The organism is Bradyrhizobium sp. NBAIM18 (assembly GCF_020193825.1).
Classification (GTDB): domain Bacteria; phylum Pseudomonadota; class Alphaproteobacteria; order Rhizobiales; family Xanthobacteraceae; genus Bradyrhizobium; species Bradyrhizobium yuanmingense.
Genome location: NZ_JADYVO010000026.1, coordinates 55,043 through 76,110, shown reverse-complemented (window position 1 = coordinate 76,110; position 21,068 = coordinate 55,043). Strand labels below are relative to the sequence as shown.

The following is a 21,068-nucleotide window of genomic DNA, read 5'->3' as shown; positions in this document are numbered from 1 at the left end:
CGCTTGCCCCCGGCCCCGCCGCTCTGTATACGCGCGGTCGGTGTCCCCGAGGCACCCGTCCAGTGCGGGCCACCATACTGATCCTTATGAAGGAATGCACGCGTCGTCATGAGCCGCCTCGTGATGAAATTCGGCGGCACGTCCGTCGCCAACATCGAACGTATCCGCAACGTCGCACGCCATGTGAAGCGTGAGGTCGATGCCGGCCACGAAGTGGCCGTGGTCGTCTCGGCGATGGCCGGCAAGACCAACGAGCTGGTCGCCTGGTGCACCGAGGCCTCGCCGATGCACGACGCGCGCGAATATGACGCCGTGGTCGCCTCGGGCGAACAGGTGACCTCAGGCCTTCTTGCCATCGTGCTCCAGGGCATGGGCATCCAGGCCCGCTCCTGGCAGGGCTGGCAGATCCCGATCAAAACCAGCGACGCCCATGCCTCGGCCCGGATCGAGGACATCGACGGCAGCGAGATCATCAAGCGCTTCAAGGACCGAAAGGAGGTCGCGGTCATCGCCGGCTTCCAGGGCATCAACCCCGAGACGGGTCGCATCACCACGCTCGGCCGTGGCGGCTCCGACACCTCGGCCGTGGCGATCGCCGCCGCCGTCAAGGCCGACCGCTGCGACATCTACACCGACGTCGACGGCGTCTACACCACCGATCCGCGAATCGTGCCGAAGGCCAAGAGGCTCGACAAGATCGCGTTCGAAGACATGCTGGAACTGGCCTCGCAGGGCGCCAAGGTGCTCCAGGTACGCTCAGTGGAACTCGGCATGGTTCACAACATGCCGATCTTCGTCCGCTCGAGCTTCGATAAGCCCGAGGATATCGACCCGCATGCCAACCAGCCGCCCGGCACGCTGATCTGCAGCGAGGAGGAGATCATGGAAAGCCACGTCGTCACCGGTATCGCCTTCTCCAAGGACGAGGCTCAGATCTCGGTGCGCCAGATCGAGGACAAGCCCGGCGTTGCGGCCTCGATCTTCGGCCCGCTGGCTGATGCCAATATCAACGTCGACATGATCGTGCAGAATGTGTCCGAGGACGGCAAAACCACCGACCTCACCTTCACCGTGCCGGCCGCGGACTTCACCCGCGCCAAGGATACGATTACCGCGGCCAAGGCCAAGATCGGCTATGCGCGGCTCGATACCGCCACCGATGTCGCCAAGATCTCTGTGATCGGCAGCGGCATGCGCAGCCATGCCGGCGTCGCCGCCCAGGCGTTCTCGGCGCTCGCCGGGCGGAACATCAACATTCGGGCCATTACAACCTCCGAGATCAAATTCTCGGTCTTGATCGATACCGCCTATACCGAGCTTGCGGTGCGCACCTTGCACACGCTCTACGGTCTCGATCAGACCTGATGGCCTTTCCGGAAAACCGCTTCGCACTTTTCCGGACCATGCCAAAAGGCTAATTTTCTCTTAGCGGTCGCAGCAAACGCGAAGGTGTACACACCTTCGCGTTTGGCAGGCGTTTTGCTTGGCAAAACAAGCCTCAATTCGCTATACGGCGGACAGGGTGGGCTGCCGCAGACTGTGTCCCAGTTCAGGCGGCGCTGATTCGGTACGAGCGCTCAATCTCCCGTGGATTTGGGCTTGTGCCTGCGCCGGACAAACAATTTGATTGTTTTTCTGGAATTTTGGTCCAGCCGCCGGCCGATACCGCCGGGCCCGGCCGATGGAGGAGATTGACGGTTCATGCGGAGCGCGTCGGGAGGTCCCCGCGTCTTGTTGAGACGGCTCCGCGAGACCATGGCGGAGCAGGTCTCGGCCCAGGAGCGGCTGGACAAGATCGTGGTGCTGATCGCCGCCAACATGGTGGCCGAGGTGTGCTCGGTCTATGTGCTGCGGATCGACAACACGCTCGAGCTCTACGCCACCGAAGGTCTCAACCGCGAGGCGGTGCACCACACCGTGCTGAGCGCCCATGAGGGCCTGGTCGGCCTCGTCGCCAGCGAGGCGACGCCGCTCAATTTGAGCGACGCGCAGAGCCACCCGGCCTTCTCGTTCCGGCCCGAGACCGGCGAAGAAATCTACCATTCCTTCCTCGGCGTGCCGATCCTGCGCGCCGGCAATACGCTCGGCGTGCTGGTGGTGCAGAATCGCGCCAAGCGCAATTATGTCGAGGAGGAGCTCGAGGCGCTCCAGACCACCGCGATGGTGCTGGCCGAGCTGATCGCCTCCGGCGAACTCTCCGCGCTGGCGCAGCCGGGCCAGGAGCCGGCGGCGCGCCATTCGGCGCAGAAAGTCGGTGCCATCCTGTCGGAGGGCATCGCGCTCGGCCATGTCGTGCTGCACGAGCCGCGCGTCGTCATCAAGGACTACATCGCCGAAGACCTGCCGAAGGAGATCAAGCGGCTCGATACTGCGCTCGCCAAGCTGCGTGCCGATCTCGACCGCATGCTGGAGCGCGGCGACGTCGCCGAAGGCGGCGAGCACCGTGAGGTGCTTGAAGCCTATCGCATGTTCGCCAACGACCAGGGCTGGTCGCACAAGCTGCACGAGGCGGTCGCGACCGGCCTCACCGCGGAAGCTGCGGTCGAGCGCGTCCAGTCGGACACCCGCGCGCGCATGCTGCGCTCGACCGACCCCTATTTGCGCGACCGGCTGCACGATCTGGAAGACCTCGGCTACCGCCTGATGCGGCAGCTGGTCGGCCAGGATCATGCGCCCTCGCGCGAGCAGCTGCCCGACAACGCCATCGTCATCGCCCGCGCGATGGGCCCGGCGGCGCTGCTCGACTACGACCGCAAGCGCCTGCGCGGCATCGTGCTGGAGGAAGGCACCGCGAACTCGCACGTCTCGATCGTGGCGCGGGCGCTGGGCATCCCTGCGGTCGGCGAGGTGCCGAACGCGCCTGGAATCGCCGATCCCGGCGACGCCATCATCGTCGACGGCACCTCGGGCTCGATCTATGTGCGCCCGTCGCAGGAGATCGAGGCGGCCTTCGCCGAGCGCGTGCGCTTCCGCGCCCGCCGCCAGGCGCAGTACCTGGCGCTGCGCGACCGGCCCTGCGTCACCAGGGACGGCCAGAAGGTCGAGCTGATGATCAACGCAGGTCTTGCGATCGACCTGCCGCATATCGAGGACACCGGCAGTGCCGGCATCGGCCTGTTCCGCACCGAGCTGCAATTCATGGTCGGTCAGAGCCTGCCGCGCACCAGCGACCAGCTCGCGCTCTATCGCACCGTGCTCGATGCCGCCGGACCTAAGCCCGTCACCTTCCGCACGCTCGATATCGGCGGCGACAAGGCGCTGCCCTATATGGAAGCGGTGATCGAGGAAAACCCCGCGCTCGGCTGGCGCGCGATCCGGCTCGGGCTCGATCGTCCCGGCCTGTTGCGCGGCCAAATCCGCGCGCTGCTGCGCGCCGGCGGCGGCCGCGCGCTGCGCATCATGTTCCCGATGATCTCGGAGGTCGCCGAATTCGACTCGGCCAAGGCGCTGGTCGAGCGCGAGCTCACATACCTCCGCCAGCACGGCCACACGCTGCCTGAACGAATTGACATCGGCACCATGGTCGAGGTGCCCGCCCTGCTCTACCAGCTCGACGAGCTATTGAAGAAGGTCGATTTCATCTCGGTCGGCTCCAACGATCTGTTCCAGTTCCTGTTCGCGGTCGACCGCGGCAACGCCAAGGTCTCCGAGCGCTTCGACACCATGTCGGCGCCGATCATGCGCGCCTTGCGTGACATCGCGCGCAAGGCGCACGCGGCGCAGAAGTCGCTCTCGCTGTGCGGCGAGATGGCCTCCAAGCCGATCGGCGCACTGGCGCTGATTGCGCTGGGCTACCGCTCGCTCTCGCTCTCGGCGACCGCGCTCGGCCCGGTCAAGGCGATGGTGCTCGACCTCGACGCCAAGAAGGCCGAAGCGATGCTGGGCCCTCTGCTGGATGCGCCTGCGGGCAGCGTCTCGATCCGGCAGAAGCTGACGGAATTTGCCGAGGCCGAGGGCCTTGCGTTGTAGCGGGCCTGTCGCCAGCTTCCCGCCGCCCTCGCCTCCTTCCGCACTTTGAGACAGAACCGATGTCGTCACTTCCCGAAGCCAAACTGGACGTCCTGCTCGCGCATCACGCTTCGCTCGAGGCCGAATCGCTCGGACAGCTCGCCTCCGAGCGTTACGTGCAGATCACGCGCGAGCTCGCCGAGCTCACGCCCCTGATCGAGGCGGTGAAGTCCTATCGCGCCGCCGTCAAGGAGCTCGCCGACACCGACGCGTTGATCGCCGATGCCGCCACCGATGCCGAGATGCGCGGCATGGCGGAAGCCGAACGCGACGAGCTCGCGCCGAAAATCGAGGAACTGGTCCAGAAGATCCGCGTCGCGCTCCTGCCCAAGGACGCCATGGACGACCGCAACGTCATGCTGGAAATCCGCGCCGGCACCGGCGGCGACGAGGCTTCGCTGTTCGCCGGCGACCTGTTCCGGATGTACGAGCGCTTCGCCAGCTTGCAGGGCTGGAAGGTCGAGGTGATCTCCGCCAGTGAAGGCACCGTCGGCGGCTACAAGGAAATCATCGCCGAGATCCAGGGCCGCGGCGCATTCTCCAAGCTGAAATTCGAATCCGGCGTGCACCGCGTGCAGCGCGTGCCCGACACCGAGACGCAGGGGCGCATCCACACCTCCGCCGCGACGGTCGCCGTGCTGCCCGAGGTCGAGGACGTCGACGTGGACATCAAGAACGACGACCTGCGCATCGAAACCATGCGCGCAGGGGGCGCCGGTGGCCAGCACGTCAACAAGACGGAATCGGCGATCCGCATCACCCACATCCCGACCGGCATCGTGGTGATGATGCAGGACAGCCGCTCGCAGCACAAGAATCGCGCCTCCGCCATGAACATCCTGCGCTCGCGCATCTATGACGCCGAGCGGCAACGCGTCGAGGCGGCGCGCTCGGCCGAGCGCAAGGAGAAGGTCGGCTCCGGCGACCGCTCCGAGCGCATCCGCACCTACAATTTTCCGCAAGGACGCGTCACCGATCATCGCATCAACCTCACGCTCTACAAGCTGCCGCAGGTGATCGCGGGTGAAGCGCTCGGCGAACTGATCGACGCACTGACGACGGAGCACCAGGCCGCACAGCTCGCTGCGCAAGGCGCGGCGGCCTGAGGCGTGAGCAACCCCTTCACCGGACAATCCATCGAGGGCGCGCGGCGGGCGCTGGCTGCGCAACTGAGATCGGCACGGCTCGACGAAGCCGAGCTCGACGCGCGCATCCTGATCAGTGCGGCACTCGGCCTCGACCTCACCGGCCTGGTCACGCAGGCGGCCCGTCTCCTGACCGCGACCGAAGCATCGCGGCTCGCGCAACATGCACAGCGCCGCATCGCCGGTGAGCCGGTGTCGCGCATTCTCGGGACGCGCGAATTCTGGGGCCTGCCGTTCCGCCTGTCGGAAGCAACCCTGGTGCCGCGCCCCGATACCGAGACCGTGGTCGAGCTTGCGCTCGAGATTCTCCGCGAGCGGCAGGCATCTCACCCGCCGCGGATAGCCGACATCGGCACCGGCTCGGGCGCGATCCTGCTCGCGCTGCTGCACGAAATCCCCGATGCGTTCGGCGTCGGCACCGATCTCAGCCAGAACGCGCTCATGACCGCCAGGGACAACGCCGCGGCGCTGGGACTCGCCGACCGCGCCGCCTTCGTCGCCTGCTCCTACGCCGCGGCGCTCGGTGGCCCGTTCGACCTCATCGTGTCGAATCCGCCCTATATTCCCTCGGCTGAAATTCCGAAATTGAGCGTCGAGGTGCGCGAGCACGACCCGCATCTGGCGCTCGACGGCGGCAATGACGGATACGACGCCTATCGCGCCCTGATCCCGCAGGCGAGCGAGCGGCTCGCCCCCGGCGGCGCCCTGGTCGTCGAGGCCGGACAGGGCCAGGCCCAAAATATTGAAACCTTGATGAGGGCCGCCGTGTTATCGCTGGACAGGTCACCCAAGGCCGACTTGGCGGGCATTCCGCGGGCCGTTTCGGCCCGAAAAATGCCCCCATAAAAGCCCGATTGGCCTGCAAAAACCACTTGGAATATCCCGTGGGAACGACTACGTTCCGGTCAACACATCGGTGCCGGCCCCGTAGACCTACGGGCGAAAGCCGGGCTCTCGGGCGAGAGCTTTACTGATTGAAGGTTCCAAGCCGCAGGTCCTGTTGAGCGCGATGGCCCGTGGAGCTGCGCTGCTCTCTCCGACCGCAAAGTGAACGAAAGCCTGATATTGCGCTTGAACACTTACGCAAGAAAGCTGGGCTTGTTTCGGCAGGCGAAATGAATGGGTTCGCTGGCAATGGATGCTGGCGGGTGGGGAACGCGTCTTTGTTGAACGCGACGGTCGACGAACATCGGCAGGGTTGGATCCGCTTTTGCGCGGTGCGCGCAAGACATGTGAGCCACTGTCACCAGGTCACTCCTAGCAATCAGTAATGCGTGCAACCTTTAGGGCTGGAATTAAAGGCAGGACATGAGAAACGGTCAGAACAAGCAGCGGATGCGCAACCGCAACAACAATAACAACAACAACCGGCGCGGCCAGAACCCGATGACCCGGGTCTACGAATCCAACGGACCCGACATCAAGATTCGCGGCACTGCTTCGCACATCGCCGAAAAGTATCTCCAGCTTGCACGTGACGCGCGCTCCTCCGGCGATCCCGTTGCAGCCGAGAACTACTACCAGCACGCCGAGCATTATTTCCGCCTGATCGCGGCGGCTCAGGAGCAGTTCCGTCAGAACCAGCAGCCGCGCGGCGATGAGCCCATCGCCAGCAGCGACGAGGGCGAGGACGACGGTGAGAATTTCTCGGCCTTCGGCCAGGAGCCCGGCTTCGTCCCGCAGCCCCAGCCGCAGCCCTTCATGCGCGACCGCGACGGCCAACGCGATCATCACCAGCGTGATCACCAGCCGCGCGACAACCAGCCGCCCTATCAGCGCGACAATCAGCAGCCGCGCGAGCACCGCGAACGCGATCACCGTCCGCAGCCGCAATATCAGCCGCAACCCGCCAACCAGCCGCAGCCTGTCATCGCCGATGGCGGCGTCGACCGCCTGCCCTCCTTCATCACCGGCGCGCAGCCGCAGGTGAACGGCAATCAGGGCGGCTTCGAGGGCGGCGGTGGCGGCGAGCGCTATCCGCGCCGGCGGCGCCGGCCGCATGGCCCGCGCCCGGAGCGTGAAGCCGCTCCGGTCGCTTCCAGCGACGAAGTCGCCCCGGGCGAGTAAGCTTTTCTGACTTTCCGACTCGAATCGTCCCGGCCTCGCCGGGACGATTTGTTTTTGACGCTGTGCGTTGGCCGGGCACAGACCCACCTCTCCCGAAGGGAGAGGTGAAGCTAACTGCGCGTCACCGTCGTCGAGGATGGCACCAGCACGGGCTTGGCGAGCGAGGGAATCAGCCGCGCCCGCTCGCGCTTGGCGGGGATCGCGCGGTAGACCTGCTTGGTCGCCTCCACGATGTGGACGCCGGCAAAAGGCAGTGACAGCGCCGCACCGGCACGTTCCCACATCTGGGCCGATTTCAACACCCAGCCGCCGGCATAGGGCGGCATGAACAGCGCCTCGCCCCAGGCGGTCGGCGTGAACCAGGTCTGGCGCAGCAGTTCGGTGATCTGCGAGCGCGAATAGGGCCGGCCATGGCCGAACGGCGTGCTGTCGGTGCGGGTCCACACCCCGCGCCGGTTCGGGATCACGGCGATGACGCGCCCCGAGGGCGACAGCACGCGCCACACCTCGCGCAGCAACGCGGCAGGATCGTCCGACATCTCCAACGCGTGCACCAGGAGAATGCGGTCGACCGCGGCGTCGGGAAGCGGCAGTGAGAATTCATCCACCAGCGAGGCCAGCGCGGGCCGTCCCGTCGGCCATTTCAGGACACCCTGGGCCGCCGGCATGAAGGCGAGGCAGCGCTCGGCGTCCTCGCGGAACAACCCCAGATAGGGTGTGGGATAGCCGACGCCGAGCACGCGCTGGCCCACGGCGCTGGGCCAGCGCTCCCTGATGCCGCGATTGATCATCTGGCGCGCCACGATGCCGAGGCGGCGGGAATAGAACTCGCGGAGGTCGACGACGTCGATGGTCATGACCGCAATGTAACATGCGCCAGGGCGCGCTCGCGCGCGGAATATTGCATTGCCTGCGCAACGTTAACGCCATATTTGTCTGGCGGGGCTGAGCGCGATGGAGATGACATGGCCGCCGAAATTCGTACTTTCAGCTGTTTAAACGACAATTTCGGTTATCTGATCCACGATGTGGAAACCAAGGCGACGGCCTCGATCGACGCGCCGGAGGCCGGCCCCATCCTTGAGGCCCTGGAGCGCGAGGGCTGGCAGCTCACCGACATCCTGATCACCCATCATCATGGCGATCATGTCGGCGGGGTCGCCGAGCTCAAACAGAAATACAATTGCCGCGTCGTCGCGCCGCACGACAAGACGACTAAGATCGCAAGCGTCGATCTGCGCGTCGCCAATGCCGACGTGGTCAAGATCGGCAATCTGCTGGCGCGCGTCGTGGAGACGCCCGGCCATACGCTCGACCACATCTCCTACGTGTTCGACAATGAGAAGACGGTGTTCGCCGCCGACACGCTGTTCTCGATCGGCTGCGGCCGCGTGTTCGAGGGCACCTATCCGATGATGTGGGACTCGCTTCTGAAGCTGCGCGCCCTGCCCGACGACTTCAAGCTCTATTGCGGCCACGAATACACCGCGTCAAACGTCAAGTTCGCGCTCAGCATCGAGCCCGACAACGCGGCGCTGCAGGCGCGCGCCGCGGAGGTCGCGAAGCTCCGCGCCGAGAACAAGCCGACCGTTCCCTCCCTGCTCGGCGAGGAGAAGCGCGCCAACGTGTTCCTGCGCGCCGACGAACCGGCGGTCGCGGCCAGGCTGCACATGAAGGGCGCGGATCCCGCTGCGGTGTTCGGCGAGCTGCGCGAGCGCAAGAATAAGTCCTGAAGCACACATCCCGACGAGGATCGATGCCGACCGCAGCCGAGATCATCGCACGCCTCGAACTCCGCCCGCATCCGGAGGGCGGACATTATCGCGAGACGTTTCGCGACCAGAGCACGGATGCCAACGGGCGTTCGCGCTCGACCCTGATCTACTTCCTGCTCGCGCGCGGCGAGCGTTCGCACTGGCATCGCGTCGATGCGGTGGAGACGTGGCACTATTATTCCGGCAGCCCCTTGACGCTGCGCATCGCCCATGACGGCTGCTCGCAGCACGAGGTGCGGCTCGGCGCCGACCTCCTCGGCGGCGAGCGGCCGCAGGCGATCGTGCCTGCGCTGGCCTGGCAGATGGCGGAAACGACCGGCGAGTGGACGCTGGTCGGCTGCACCGTGGCGCCCGCATTCGAGTTCGCAGGCTTCGAGCTCGCGCCGTCCGGCTGGGAGCCGTAGCTTCCTTCCAATCATCGCTTCCGCAGCACCATATCCTTGGCCGCGATCAGGCCGCCCCCGGCAATGAGGATCGCAGCGAATGCGATGTTGGCGCTGGCCTTGGCGAAACCGGCAGCGATGAGGAATCCCGTCGAGAGCAGCGGCGTCGCGTAGGAGGCGGCGCCGAGCACGCGGATGTCGCCGCGCTTCATGCCGATGTCCCAGGCGTAGAACGCGGCACCGACCGGTCCGATGCCGAGCGCGATGACCGAGAGCCATTGCAAGCCCGTCTCCGGCCAGACCGTGGTTTCAAGCAGGCCATGCATCAAGGCGGCCAATATTGCCGTGGCAAGACAGAAGCCCGCGACCGCATCGGTCGGCACCGCTTTCAACCGGCGCGACAGCACCGAATAGGTCGCCCACACGAAGGCGGCGATGAAGGCCGCGATGAGACCCGGCACAGCTCCAGGCGCAAAGCCGCTGGTATTGCCTGCGAACAGCAGCACCGTGCCGACGAGACCGAGCACGGCGCCGATGATGTGATGCGCCGCCAGCCGCTCGCCCGGCAGGAAGGACGAGAACAGCACGATCAAGAGCGGCCACAGGTAATTCAGAAGGCCGGCTTCGGCCGGCGGGGCGAAGCGCAGCGCGAGAAAATACAGCGCGTGATAGCCGAACAGGCCGCCGACGCCAACGACCCAGACGACGAGCGGTTGCCGCAAGCTTTTCGCCGCCTCGCTCCGCCCGATCCAGGTGAGCAGGCCGACGACACCGCCGATCGCAAACGTCATCGCCGCGAGCTGAAACGCCGGGATCTTTCCGGTCGCCACCGTCATCACCGACAGCAGCGACCACATCAGGATCGCGGTCAGACCGATCAGCGTGGCAGTACGGGGAGTCATTCCAGGGCCTCGTTGTTCCGGGGCGGCTCGAAGAGCCGAACCCGGAACCTCGAGATTCCGGGTTCGCCGCTGGCGCGGCGCCCCGGAATGACAGGGCATCATGCCCGGGACAAGCCCGGGCATGACGATGTGGACGATATCAGCCTGCGTGATGCGATCGCATCACACCATGTACTGGCCGCCATTGACCGACAGCGTCGAGCCGGTGATGGCGCCGGCTTCATCCGCGGCGAGGAACACGACGGCACGCGCGATCTCTTCGGGCTCGCCGAGACGGCCGATCGGAATCAGCGGCAGGATCGCCTTCTCCAGCACGTCCTTCGGCACGGCCTGCACCATCTCGGTATTGATGTAGCCGGGGCAGATCGCGTTCACGGTGATGCCGCCCTTGGCGTTCTCCAGTGCCAGGGCCTTGGTGAAGCCGATCTCGCCGGCTTTCGCTGCGGAGTAGTTGACCTGTCCGAACTGCCCCTTCTGGCCGTTGATCGAGGAAATGTTGATGATGCGGCCGAACTTGCGCCCGCGCATGCCTTCGATCACCTGGCGCGACATGTTGAACAGCGAACCGAGATTGGTGTTGATGACGGCGTTCCACTGCTCAAGCGTCATCTTGTGGAAGGCACCGTCCTTGGTGATGCCGGCATTGTTGACCAGCACGTCGACCGGGCCGACCTCGGCCTCGACCTTCTTCACGCCCTCGGCGCAGGCCTCGAAACTGCTGACGTCCCACTTGTAAACCGCAATGCCGGTCTCGGCCTTGAATTTCTCCGCGGCAGCGTCGTTGCCGGCATAGCTCGCCGCAACCTTGTAGCCGGCGGCCTTCAGCGCCTTGCTGATCGCAGCACCGATGCCCCGCGTACCACCCGTCACCAATGCAACACGTGCCATGTCGTATTCCTTCCCTCTTCCTTGGACGCTTCGGACTTTTCTGACGTGATCGCTTTTTAGCTACGGATTATGCGGTTGGTTTGACGGACATCAAGAACAAAACGCCCGGCATCGAGCCGGGCGTTTTTCTTTAGTCGAGGCTTGTCGGGTTGCGAAGAATATTTGATTTGCAACCGCTGCCTTTTTAGTCGCGTGCAACGCACGCGCTGACGTGTGCGGCGCACCCGTCAGCTGCGCGTAAGATCAGTCGCGCGCCACACACATGGCGATGCCCATGCCGCCGCCGATGCACAGCGTGGCCAAGCCCTTCTTCGAATCGCGCTTCTGCATTTCGTGCAGCAGCGTCACCAGCACGCGTGCGCCGGACGCGCCGACCGGATGGCCGATCGCGATCGCACCGCCGTTGACGTTGACCTTGGAGGTGTCCCAGCCGAGGTCCTTGTTGACCGCGCAGGCCTGTGCCGCGAAGGCTTCGTTGGCCTCGATCAAATCGAGATCGCCGACGCTCCAGCCGGCCTTCTTCAGCGCGGCGCGCGAGGCCGGGATCGGGCCCGAGCCCATGATCTTCGGATCGACGCCGGCCTGCGCCCAGGACACGATCCGCGCCAGCGGCTTCTTGCCTTCCTTGGCGGCCTGCTTGGCGGTCATCAGCACCACGGCGGCAGCGCCGTCGTTGATGCCCGAGGCCGAGCCCGCGGTCACCGTGCCATCCTTCTCGAAGGCGGGCTTGAGCTTGGCCATCGCGTCGAGCGTGGCGCCATGGCGCGGATATTCGTCGGCGCTGACGACGACGTCGCCCTTGCGGGTCTTGATGGTGACGGGGACGATCTCGTCGTTGAACTTGCCGGCCTTCTGCGCCGCCTCGGCTTTCTGCTGCGAGGCCACGGCGAACTCGTCCTGCTGGGCACGGGTGATCTGCCATTGCCGCGCGACGTTCTCGGCGGTGTTGCCCATGTGGTAGCCGTTGAAGGCATCCCACAGGCCGTCCTTGATCATGGTGTCGACCAGCTCCAGGCCGCCCATCTTCACGCCGCCGCGCAGATGCTGGGCGTGCGGGGCCATGCTCATCGATTCCTGCCCGCCGGCGACCACGATCTCGGAATCGCCGTTGAGCAGCGCCTGGTAGCCGAGCGCAACCGTGCGCAGGCCCGAGCCGCACAGCTGATTGACGCCCCAGGCCGGGCTCTCCACCGGAATACCGGCGCCGATCGAGGCCTGGCGGGCCGGGTTCTGGCCCTGGGCGGCGGTGAGGATCTGGCCCATGATGACTTCGGAGACCCGGCCGGGCTCGATGCCGGCGCGCTCCAGCGCCGCCTTGATGGCAACGGCGCCGAGGTCATGGGCGGGAAGGGTCGCGAACGCTCCGTTGAAGCTTCCGACCGGTGTGCGGGCGGCGCTGACGATGACGACATCGTCTGACATGGGCATCTCCTGGGGCTTGAGGTTCTTGTGAAGGGGGCAGGCGGGGCTGGAAAGCGATCGCCAGTCTCGTCAGCCATCCTGTTAACGTCGTTGAGGCATGTCAATCGGCCGGGCGCCGAATTCATACCGCAGCGCATTCAAAATAGCGTTCTTGGCGTTTTCGCAAGCAGGATTTTGCTCTGCAATTAACCGTGCCGCACAAAACGGTAGCGTGAGCCCTTTGAAAATGCTTATTTTGTTGCGTTGCGTACTCTTCCCGCCCTGCGGCATTGCCCGACAGGTTCCCGTTCTCCGCGTTTGCAAGTGAGAGCCCATGGCGAAATCAGACCAACCCACCACGATCAAGAAATACGCGAACCGCCGGCTCTATAACACCGGAACGAGTACCTATGTGACGTTGGAAGACCTCGCCGCGATGGTCAAGGACGGCGAAGATTTCCTGGTCTATGACGCCAAGACCGGTGACGACATCACCCGCTCCGTGCTCGCCCAGATCATCTTCGAGCAGGAGAACAAGGCCGGCCAGAACCTCTTGCCGACCACCTTCCTCCGCCAGCTGATCCGCTTCTATGGCGACAGCATGCAGATGGTGGTGCCGAAATATCTGGAGCAGTCGATCGCGACCCTGCCCCAGGAGCAGGAGAAGTTCCGCAAGCAGATCGCCAACACGCTGTCCGGCACTCCTTTTGCTCCGTTGGAGGAGCAGGTCCGCCGCAACATGGAGCTGTTCCAGCAGACCTTCTCGATGTTCAAGCCGTTCGCAGCGCCTCGTCCGGCGGCCACGCCCGAGCCGGAGCCCGATGCGAATGCCGAGGCGCCAAAGGACAGCAACATCGACGAGCTGCGCCAGCAGATGAAGGAAATGCAGGAGCGCCTCGAGCGGATGTCGAAGAAGGACGAATAGTCTTTCATTCGCGCCGGCCCTGTACGCGGGAGGGCGAGCCACGTCTGACCGAAGCAACCATTGGGACCATGTCTACGCCACCAAGGGCGAGGCCGAGGTCAGCTGGTATCAGGATAGCCCCGCGATCTCGCTCGCGATGATTCGCGCAGCCGGCTCCGATCGCGACACGACCATCATCGATGTCGGCGGCGGCGCATCGCGCCTGGTCGATGCGCTGTTGCAGGACGGCTATCGCGACATCGCCGTGCTGGATCTTTCTGCCAATGCGCTCGCGGCGGCGAAGAAGCGCATCGGTCAGGCCGCTTCGACGGTCGACTGGATCGTTGCCGATGCCACGACGTGGCGTCCGGCCAGGACGTACGATGTCTGGCACGATCGCGCAGCGTTTCACTTCCTGACTGACCCGCGCGACAGGGTCGCTTACGTGGAGCGCCTGCGGTCGGCGGTCAGACCTGGCGGCCACGTCATCATTGCGACGTTTGCACCCGACGGTCCCGAGAAATGCAGCGGCCTGCCGGTGCAGCGCCACGACAGCGTCAGCCTTGCAGCGGAGCTCGGGCCGGAATTTAAACTGGTCGAGACGCGCAGCGAGACGCACCACACGCCGTGGCATTCGACGCAGGCGTTTCAGTTCAGCCGGTTTCGGCGGCAGAAATAGTTCTCGTCATGGCCGGGCTTGACCCGGCATGACGACAGAGACTCCGGATCAAGCCGCCATCTTCATCGCATGCGCAAAGTCCCAGTAGAGCTTGCGCGCCTTGGCGTAGAACGGGCCCGGCTTCAGCTCGCGCTCGTCGATGCGGATCACGGGCGCGACCTTGGCGAAATTGCCGGTCGAAAAGATCTCGTCGGCGGTCAGGAAATCGGAGTAGCGCAGCGTCTTCTCGACCACGGTGACGCCGTCGGCGCGAAGCAGGCTGATGACGCGCTGGCGCGTGATGCCGTTGAGGAAGGTGCCGTTCGGCACCGGCGTGAACACCACGCCGTCCCTGGCCATGAACACGTTGGAATTGCCGAACTCGGCGACGTTGCCGAGCATGTCGAGCATCAGCGCGTTCTGGAAGCCGCGCGACGCAGCTTCGGCGAGTGCGCGCGAATTGTTCGGGTAGAGGCAGGCGGCCTTGGCTTCGACCGGCGCGCATTCGGCCGTCGGCCTGCGGAACGGCGACAGGGTGATGGCGTTGCCGACGGGTTTTGGCATCGGCGCTTCGTAGATGCACAGGCACCAATTGGTGGTCTCGGGGTCGAACAGCACGCCGCCGCCGCTTCCGTTCTGCGCCCAGTACATCGGACGGATATAGAGCTCGGCATTTCCGGCAAAGCGCGCGATGCCTTCGTTCGCGAGCGTCAGCCAGGTGTCGGTATCGACCACCGGCTTCAGGCCGAAACTGATCGCGGATTGATTGGCGCGGGCGACGTGACGATCGAGATCCGGTGCGACGCCCTCGAAAGCGCGAGCGCCGTCGAACACGATCGAGCCGAGCCAGGCCGCATGGGTGCGCGGCCCCATGATCGGCACGTTGCCCTCGTGCCATTTGCCCTCGAAGAAGGTCCAGCTCGGCGAGTAGTCGATGGGCTTCTTGATCTCGGCCATGACCGGCCTCCTTTTCGAACGATCCGGCACTATTGTCCCAATTTCTAAACGATTTGCTGCGGGCGTTTCGTGAGTTACGCTCACTTCTGTGAGAGGAAGGAAAGATCCATGCCGCTCGATCCGCTCGCAAAGCGTTTGTTGACCATGATGGCTGCGGCTGCGCCGCAGGCGCGGAGCCGCCCGAGTGTGGAGGTGCGGCGGCAATCGCTGGCAAAGCTGATGCAGTTCGCCCGGGCCGAGGCGCCGGATGTGACGACCTCCGACGGCAGGCTGCCCGGTCCCGGCGGCGAGCTGCCCTATCGCCTGTACGCGCCGGCAGGCACTGAAGCGCCCGCACCGGGCTTCGTGTTCTTTCATGGCGGCGGGCTCGTCGCCGGCAGCATTGCCACGCACGAGCGCATCGCCGCGGCGCTGGCGCATGCCACCGGCTGCCGCCTCGTGTCGGTCGATTACCGGCTCGCGCCGGAGCACAGATTCCCTGCCGCGGTCGACGACGCGATCGCGGCCACCGAATGGGTGGCACGCGAGGCGGCATCGCTCGGCATCGACGCCGACCGCCTTGTGATCGGCGGCGATTCCGCTGGCGCCACACTCGCGGCGATCGTGTGCCAGAATGCGGCGCAGACCGCCGGCCTCTCCATCGCCGCCCAGTGCCTGATCTGTCCGGTGCTGGATTTCGAGGAGACCTCGCCTTCGCGCGAGGCCTTTGCCGAAGGCCATCTGATCGATCGCGTCACGATCGAAGCCGACCTTTCCGATTATCTGCCTGACGGCATCGATCCTGCCGATCCCCGCGTCTCTCCGTTGCGCGCGACACGCCTCACGGGCCTGCCGACCGCAATTATCCACACCGCCGAATATGACCCGATGCGTGACGAGGGCAATGCCTATGCCCGCAAGCTGCTCGCCGCGGGGGTCGCGGTCGAGCATGTCTGCCACGATGGCATGGTTCACAATTTCCACGCCATGGGCGCAATCCTGCCGCAGGCACAGCTCGTGCTGTCGCAAATCGGCGAACAGGTGCGGCGCGCGGTGAAGACCTGACAGCGTCAATCATACGCGCGCGCCGATCACCGCGCGCGCCGCCGCGACATATTCCGGCCAGTGCGCTTCCGCATAATGCTCCGCCTGCCAGGCGCAGGTGCTGTCGGGCGCATGCGCAGCCGCAATCGTGCGCGCGAAACGTTCCTCCGCAACCGTCGCCTTGCCGGGCTCGGCTGTGGGTGCAGCAGCCACCGCAGCACCGGGAGTAACGGCAAGCCCCGCCAGACCGGTGAGCAGGATGCGGCGTGACGTGTTCATGGCTGTCTCCTCCATTCTTCGGCCTGCACTGTGGCGGGCGAGTGTGTCAGTGCGATCACGCCAGGGTAACCGCGCACATCCGCGCCGTCCATCGCTTGCGGATAGCGCTTGACCAAGCGCGCGATCACGTTCCATCTAACAACGGTTCCACCCTCAAATCGCCACGCGTCGGATCGTCACGTGCCTCTTCGCAGCCAATCCCGTCGTGCGTTGCGCGCTGCCGCGGCGGGACTGCTGTGTCTGGCGGTCCCGGCAGGCGGCGCCTTCGCCGCCGACGATGAGGAGGACGAGCCCGCAAAGCCGACCGTCCCGAACATCTATCTCGATCTCCGCACCATCTATGCGACGATCCCCGCAGGCACGCTCGCGCTCGGCTTCGGCAACACCTCGCTGTCAGCCGCATTCCAAGCCCTGGCGGCGCAACGAGGCACGTCGCTGCCGAATGGACTGCCGGCCGCGAAATCGATTGCGATCGACCTGCCGCTGACCGTCGACGTCAGCGACCGCGTGTCGCTCTACGGCGGCGTATCCGGCACGACGACGGATATCGGCGGCGGCTGGTCGTCCTTCGACATCACGAGCTGGAACATCGGCGTGCAGGCCGATCTCTACCAGCAGAATGGCGGGAGGATCCCGACCATCAGACTGCAATCGACCCTGACGCAGTCGGTGCCCAACGAGCAGGGCATGACGAATTCCGTCAACAACATCGTGGAATTCGACTACGCGGTCGACGAGGACGAGACACGGGGCTGGCTCGCCGGCCTGCAATACACCACCGTCACCATCGCCGGCCCGTTCGCCACGATCCGGCCGAATACGATCCTTTATGCCGGCGGCTACTATCAATGGCCGAGCAACTGGAAGTTCACCGGGCGCCTCGGCATGCAGTCGTTCGGCGGCGCGCAGCTCGCGGGCCGGACGTTCGCGGAATCCTTCACCCAGCCGGTCCTGCGGCTCGACCTCGATCGCATGGACGACAACGACAACCGCCTGTTCGGCATTACCGCGCAGATCGCGTGGATGCCGAAGCCATCCTATCAGGTCACGTTGCGCACACCGCTCTACGCCGTGCGCAACTAGTCAGGCACCGGCACGTCGAAGGTGTTGAGCGTGACCGAGACCATGCAGTAGACGCCGACGAGATAGGACAGCTCGGCCGCGCCGTGCTCGCCGAATTCCTTCACCGCCGCACGCCAGGTCGGCTCCGGCAGCACGCCGCCGCTGACCAGTGCCGAAGCCATGTCGTAGGCGACGGCTTCCTGCTTGGTGAGGTCCACCGGCCGCTGGCCGGCAACGATGGTCGCGAGCTTCTCGTCGGAGAGGCCACGCTGCTCGGCCACCAGCACATGGGCGTAGAGCTCGTAGCCGGAGCGGAAATGCGAGCCAGTGACGAGGATCGCGACCTCGCGTACGGCCGCGGGCAGCAGCGGGTTCGACGCGATCGCCTTGACCAGCTCCCACACCGGCTTGCCGAAACGCGGCTCGCGGATCCAGGGATTCCAGGGCCCGAGCAGCGCGCCGTCCTCGCGCATGTTCACGAAGCCCTTGAAGTGGTCCTGCATGCCGGCCCGCATGTCGTCGTAGAGCGGCTTCTGTTCGTCGGTCAGCTCTTTCGGATCGAGAATGGGAAGGCGCACGGTAGGGTCTCCTCGTTGAGAAGACGCAACCGTCACCTGCATGCCTGCGCAAGGCAAGTGAAGTTGCCGTGACGACCGTGCGATTTCGCAAATGCCAGGCAGATCTCGGCTATGACGCCGTGGGGCTTGGCACGCTTTGGGGATTGACGACGTCGTCGACGTCCAGCGCCAGTGGCTCACCTGTGGCGAGGAACGACGACAGCGCCGCCTCGAACGGCGCCGGATCGAGGCCGCGCGCGGCGAGCCAAGCGGGCTCATAATAGGTCTGCCGGTAGCGCTCGCCGGAATCGCAGATCAGCGTCACCAACGATCCCGTGACGCTCGCCTGGCGCATCTCCGAGGCGAGCCGGCACAGCGCCAGGAAGTTGGTGCCGGTGGAGCCGCCGACCGCACGGCGCAGCCGTCGCGACAGCACGTTCATCGCCGCGACCGTTGCCGCATCTGGGATCTTCATCATGCGATCGACCACGCCGGGCACGAAGGACGGCTCGCAGCGGGGACGACCGACGCCCTCGATCAGCGACGGGCGGTCGCAAACACGGGAGCGGTCCTGCGTGCGGAAGCAATCGAAGAACGCGGAATGCTCGACATCGGCGACGCACAGCCGGGTCGGATATTGCCGATACCGCAGATAACGTCCGATGGTGGCCGACGTGCCGCCGGTGCCGGCGCCCATCACGATCCAGTCTGGAATCGGCCGCGGCTCGCCTCCCAATTGCGTGAAGATCGATTCGGCAATGTTGTTGTTGCCGCGCCAGTCGGTGGCGCGCTCGGCGAAGGTGAACTGGTCCATGTAATGGCCGTTCAGGCGGCCGGCGAGCGCGGCGGCTTCCGCATAGAGCGAGCGGCCGTCGTCGATCAAATGGCAATTGCCGCCATAATGCTCGATCGCGGCGATCTTCTCCGCCGAGGTCGTGCGCGGCATCACGGCGTAGAAGGGCACGCCGATCATCTCTGCGAAATAAGCCTCCGACACCGCGGTCGATCCCGACGAGGCCTCGACCACAGGCGTGCCTTCGCGGATGTGGCCGTTGCAGAGCGCATAGAGGAACAGCGAGCGCGCGAGGCGATGCTTCAGGCTGCCGGTCGGATGCGTCGACTCATCCTTCAGGTAGATGTCGATGCCCGATAGCGCCGGCACGATCAGCCGGATCAGATGCGTGTCGGCGGTGCGGCATTGGTCGGCCTCGATGGCGGCCACGGCCTCGTCGACCCAGCCGCGCCGATAGGCCGGCCCGGCCGGATTGTGCTGGCGGAAGGGGAATGTCTGCATCGCACGAATCTCTCATGATGCGGATGGCGCATCAAGAGCTGACGCCTAGAACTCCAGCGGCGCGTTGTCGACGACTTCCTTCATCACGAAGAAGGTCCGGGTCTGGCGCACGCCGGGGAGCGCGATCAGCTGCTCGCCGTGGATGCGGTTGAAATCCTCCATGTCGCCGACGCGGATCTTGAGGAAGTAATCGAAATCGCCGGCGACGAGATGGCAGTCGAGCACGAATTTCAGTTTTGCAACGGCCTGCTCGAAGGTGGCAAAGCTTTCCGGCGTCGAGCGGTCGAGCACGACCCCGACCATCACCAGCGTGCCCTTTGCCACCTTCTTCGGCGCCACCATGGCGCGGACATTGGCGATGAAGCCGTCCTCGAACAGGCGCTGGGTGCGACGATGGCAGGTGGCGGGGCTGATCGCGACGGTTTCGGCCAGCTCGGCGTTGCTGAGCCGACCGTTATTCTGAAGCAATCTCAATATCTTGAGGTCGGTGCGGTCGAGCCGAGCAGCCATGAAAGAAGCTTCCGCAAATAGGTGTTGTTCTGGAAGGAATATTAGCAATCATCAAGACTTCCGCAAGAAGTCGTGCAATATGGCCGCAATATTCGAGAGCACATTTTTCCGACGCGATGCTAGGGAGCCGCCAACATCAACGCGAATCGGGATGACCCATGAATCTGGACAAATTTCCGCGCTATCCTTTGACCTTCGGCCCGACGCCCATCGAGAAGCTGGAGCGCTTGTCAAAACATCTCGGCGGCCAAGTCGAGGTCTATGCCAAGCGCGAGGACTGCAATTCCGGCCTCGCCTATGGCGGCAACAAGCTGCGCAAGCTCGAATACATTATCCCCGATGCGATCGCCTCCAACGCCGATACGCTGGTCTCGATTGGCGGCGTGCAATCCAACCACACCCGCATGATCGCGGCCGTTGCGGCCAAGCTCGGCATGAAATGCCGCCTGGTGCAGGAAGCCTGGGTGCCGCACGAGGACGCCGTCTATGACCGCGTCGGCAACATCATGCTCTCGCGCATCATGGGCGCCGACGTGCGCCTGGTCGACGACGGCTTCGATATCGGCATCCGCAAGAGCTGGGAGCAGGCGATCGAGGAAGTGAAGGCCGCAGGCGGCAAGCCTTACGCGATTCCCGCCGGTGCCTCCGTGCACAAGTTTGGCGGCCTCGGCTATGTCGGCTTTGCCGAGGAGGTGCGCAAGCAGGAAGCCGAGCTTGGCTTCAAGTTCGACTACATCGTCGTCTGCACCGTCACCGGCTCCACCCATGCCGGCATGCTGGTCGGGTTTGCGGCGGACGGCCGTGCGCGAAAGGTGATCGGCATCGATGCCTCCTTCACGCCCGCCCAGACCAAGGCCCAGGTGCTCGAAATCGCGCAGAACACGGCAAAGCTCGTCGAGCTCGGCAAGGACCTCGTCACTGACGACGTCGTGCTGATCGAGGACTACGCCTATCCCGCCTATGGCGTGCCATCGGAGGAGACCAAGGAGGCGATCCGCCTCACCGCGCGCCTCGAAGGTATGATCACCGACCCCGTCTACGAGGGCAAGTCGATGCAGGGCCTGATCGATCTCGCGAAAAAGGGCTATTTCGAGAGGGGCGCGAAGATCCTCTACGCCCATCTCGGCGGCGCGCCGGCCCTGAACGGATATGCGTATGCGTTCAGGAATGGGTGAGTGAGGGCGTAGCGCTCGCGTCTTGCATCGCTGTCGTCCCGGGGCGCGACGAAGTCGCGAGCCCGGGACCCATACGCCGC

General features: G+C 65.1%; 21 protein-coding genes. 12 read left to right on the top strand and 9 right to left on the bottom strand.

Translation table 11 applies throughout. The features are described from left to right. Positions 1–108: 108 nt before the first annotated feature. The 5 genes from I6F17_RS33550 to I6F17_RS33530 all read left to right on the top strand — a co-directional run bounded on the left by I6F17_RS33550 (position 109) and on the right by I6F17_RS33530 (position 7,220). Positions 109–1,365 carry an aspartate kinase gene (locus I6F17_RS33550; RefSeq protein ID WP_036014718.1) on the top strand — a complete coding sequence of 419 codons (1,257 nt, stop codon included), beginning with the start codon at positions 109–111 and terminating at the stop codon, positions 1,363–1,365. 336 nt (positions 1,366–1,701) lie between these two features. Further along, positions 1,702–3,969, top strand: a complete 2,268-nt coding sequence (gene ptsP, locus I6F17_RS33545; RefSeq protein ID WP_036014720.1) for a phosphoenolpyruvate--protein phosphotransferase — start codon at positions 1,702–1,704, stop codon at positions 3,967–3,969. Positions 3,970–4,028: 59 nt separating this feature from the next. Then, complete coding sequence (prfA, locus tag I6F17_RS33540; RefSeq protein ID WP_225113766.1) at positions 4,029–5,114, top strand: peptide chain release factor 1; 1,086 nt, start codon at positions 4,029–4,031, stop codon at positions 5,112–5,114. Positions 5,115–5,117: 3 nt separating this feature from the next. Continuing rightward, positions 5,118–5,999 carry a peptide chain release factor N(5)-glutamine methyltransferase gene (gene prmC / locus I6F17_RS33535; protein ID WP_225131540.1) on the top strand — a complete coding sequence of 294 codons (882 nt, stop codon included), beginning with the start codon at positions 5,118–5,120 and terminating at the stop codon, positions 5,997–5,999. Between the two features lie 462 nt (positions 6,000–6,461). Next, on the top strand, positions 6,462–7,220 hold the full coding sequence (locus I6F17_RS33530) for a DUF4167 domain-containing protein (protein WP_036042629.1): 759 nt from the start codon (positions 6,462–6,464) through the stop codon (positions 7,218–7,220). A gap of 110 nt (positions 7,221–7,330) precedes the next feature. Here the strand turns inward: I6F17_RS33530 and I6F17_RS33525 are convergent, their stop codons facing one another. Then, positions 7,331–8,077 (bottom strand): methyltransferase domain-containing protein, encoded by a 747-nt coding sequence (locus tag I6F17_RS33525; RefSeq protein ID WP_225131541.1) that lies wholly within the window; start codon positions 8,075–8,077, stop codon positions 7,331–7,333. Between the two features lie 108 nt (positions 8,078–8,185). Between I6F17_RS33525 and gloB the strand changes: the two genes are divergently transcribed. Both gloB and I6F17_RS33515 read left to right on the top strand, forming a co-directional pair. Continuing rightward, complete coding sequence (gene gloB / locus I6F17_RS33520; RefSeq protein WP_225131542.1) at positions 8,186–8,953, top strand: hydroxyacylglutathione hydrolase; 768 nt, start codon at positions 8,186–8,188, stop codon at positions 8,951–8,953. 23 nt (positions 8,954–8,976) lie between these two features. After that, complete coding sequence (locus I6F17_RS33515) at positions 8,977–9,399, top strand: cupin domain-containing protein (protein WP_225131543.1); 423 nt, start codon at positions 8,977–8,979, stop codon at positions 9,397–9,399. 11 nt (positions 9,400–9,410) lie between these two features. Here I6F17_RS33515 and I6F17_RS33510 read toward each other — a convergent pair whose 3' ends face one another. From I6F17_RS33510 to I6F17_RS33500, 3 genes are all read right to left on the bottom strand, one after another. Then, positions 9,411–10,280: an EamA family transporter gene (locus I6F17_RS33510; protein WP_225131544.1), complete on the bottom strand. Its 870-nt coding sequence runs from the start codon at positions 10,278–10,280 to the stop codon at positions 9,411–9,413. A gap of 162 nt (positions 10,281–10,442) precedes the next feature. Next, complete coding sequence (gene phbB, locus I6F17_RS33505) at positions 10,443–11,168, bottom strand: acetoacetyl-CoA reductase (RefSeq protein WP_036014745.1); 726 nt, start codon at positions 11,166–11,168, stop codon at positions 10,443–10,445. A gap of 243 nt (positions 11,169–11,411) precedes the next feature. Beyond that, positions 11,412–12,590: an acetyl-CoA C-acetyltransferase gene (locus I6F17_RS33500; protein WP_036026194.1), complete on the bottom strand. Its 1,179-nt coding sequence runs from the start codon at positions 12,588–12,590 to the stop codon at positions 11,412–11,414. A 313-nt stretch (positions 12,591–12,903) separates the two neighbouring features. On the opposite strand from I6F17_RS33500, the gene phaR reads away from it, so the two are divergent. Further along, positions 12,904–13,494, top strand: coding sequence for a polyhydroxyalkanoate synthesis repressor PhaR (phaR, locus tag I6F17_RS33495; RefSeq protein ID WP_225190467.1), 591 nt, complete (start codon positions 12,904–12,906; stop codon positions 13,492–13,494). A gap of 136 nt (positions 13,495–13,630) precedes the next feature. Further along, on the top strand, positions 13,631–14,152 hold the full coding sequence (locus I6F17_RS33490; protein WP_225131545.1) for a class I SAM-dependent methyltransferase: 522 nt from the start codon (positions 13,631–13,633) through the stop codon (positions 14,150–14,152). Positions 14,153–14,200: 48 nt separating this feature from the next. On the opposite strand, the gene I6F17_RS33485 is transcribed toward I6F17_RS33490, so the two are convergent. Further along, positions 14,201–15,088, bottom strand: coding sequence for a branched-chain amino acid aminotransferase (locus I6F17_RS33485; RefSeq protein WP_036042634.1), 888 nt, complete (start codon positions 15,086–15,088; stop codon positions 14,201–14,203). A gap of 108 nt (positions 15,089–15,196) precedes the next feature. Between I6F17_RS33485 and I6F17_RS33480 the strand changes: the two genes are divergently transcribed. Further along, complete coding sequence (locus I6F17_RS33480; RefSeq protein ID WP_036042635.1) at positions 15,197–16,132, top strand: alpha/beta hydrolase; 936 nt, start codon at positions 15,197–15,199, stop codon at positions 16,130–16,132. Between the two features lie 9 nt (positions 16,133–16,141). Here the strand turns inward: I6F17_RS33480 and I6F17_RS33475 are convergent, their stop codons facing one another. After that, complete coding sequence (locus I6F17_RS33475) at positions 16,142–16,390, bottom strand: hypothetical protein (RefSeq protein ID WP_036026186.1); 249 nt, start codon at positions 16,388–16,390, stop codon at positions 16,142–16,144. Between the two features lie 210 nt (positions 16,391–16,600). Here I6F17_RS33475 and I6F17_RS33470 point away from each other — a divergent pair, with 210 nt between their 5' ends. Continuing rightward, the gene (locus I6F17_RS33470) at positions 16,601–17,473 is read left to right on the top strand and encodes a hypothetical protein (RefSeq protein ID WP_249782743.1); all 873 of its coding nucleotides are present in this window, start codon (positions 16,601–16,603) and stop codon (positions 17,471–17,473) included. Here I6F17_RS33470 and I6F17_RS33465 read toward each other — a convergent pair. The 3 genes from I6F17_RS33465 to I6F17_RS33455 form a co-directional block, all read right to left on the bottom strand. Further along, positions 17,470–18,030: a carboxymuconolactone decarboxylase family protein gene (locus I6F17_RS33465; protein ID WP_225131547.1), complete on the bottom strand. Its 561-nt coding sequence runs from the start codon at positions 18,028–18,030 to the stop codon at positions 17,470–17,472. The two genes, I6F17_RS33470 and I6F17_RS33465, sit on opposite strands and share 4 nt — an antisense overlap. A gap of 109 nt (positions 18,031–18,139) precedes the next feature. Continuing rightward, entirely contained in the window at positions 18,140–19,303 is a 1,164-nt protein-coding gene (locus tag I6F17_RS33460; protein ID WP_225131548.1) for a PLP-dependent cysteine synthase family protein, read from the bottom strand. Between the two features lie 45 nt (positions 19,304–19,348). Beyond that, complete coding sequence (locus I6F17_RS33455; RefSeq protein WP_057030169.1) at positions 19,349–19,813, bottom strand: Lrp/AsnC family transcriptional regulator; 465 nt, start codon at positions 19,811–19,813, stop codon at positions 19,349–19,351. 158 nt (positions 19,814–19,971) lie between these two features. Between I6F17_RS33455 and I6F17_RS33450 the strand changes: the two genes are divergently transcribed. Then, on the top strand, positions 19,972–20,988 hold the full coding sequence (locus tag I6F17_RS33450) for a 1-aminocyclopropane-1-carboxylate deaminase (RefSeq protein ID WP_225131549.1): 1,017 nt from the start codon (positions 19,972–19,974) through the stop codon (positions 20,986–20,988). Positions 20,989–21,068 lie beyond the last annotated feature (80 nt).